Source organism: Teichococcus aestuarii, from assembly GCF_042651065.1.
GTDB classification, from domain to species: Bacteria; Pseudomonadota; Alphaproteobacteria; order Acetobacterales; family Acetobacteraceae; genus Pseudoroseomonas; species Pseudoroseomonas aestuarii.
Genome location: NZ_JBHSCH010000196.1, coordinates 1 through 523, shown reverse-complemented (window position 1 = coordinate 523; position 523 = coordinate 1). Strand labels below are relative to the sequence as shown.

General features: G+C 50.7%; 1 protein-coding gene. It reads left to right on the top strand.

The annotated features are described in order from the left end of the window. Positions 1 to 15: 15 nt before the first annotated feature. On the top strand, positions 16 to 523 hold a 508-nt coding region (locus ACFOY6_RS24330; protein WP_379652487.1), incomplete at its 3' end, for an MFS transporter.

The window sequence follows — 523 nt, the reverse complement described above, 5'->3', positions numbered from 1 at the left end:
GGGCTGGGATACATGATGTACTCCGTTGATCGCATGACAGTTTCGTCAGCCATCAGCCTTATGGCCAGTGATTTTCATCTGGATCGTGCACAATCAGGTTTTCTGATGAGCTCCTTTTTTTATGGCTTCATCGGCTTCTTGTTTATTTCTGGCATTATCGCCGACAAACTCAGCGGCAAACCGGTTCTTATTCTGGGGTTAGTCATTTTCTCTCTTGCCACGATGAGCACCGGAATAGCAGGTAGCCTGACATCACTCCTCTTTTACCGGGTGATGACCGGGATAGGCGAAGGTGTCTTTTGGCCTGCCGCCTCTCTGGAAGTGGCCAATGTAACCACAGAGAAACAACGCACCACAGTCATGTCTCTCTACTGGATGGGCTACCCGATTGGCGGTTTTTTGGGTACCTGGCTTGGCGCCATGCTTGGCCCTGTCTTCGGCTGGCGAGTGGTTTTTTATGTGGCGGGCGGCATGAGTTTGCTGGTCGCTCTGGCCTATGCCATATTGGTAAAACTAAAAAGTC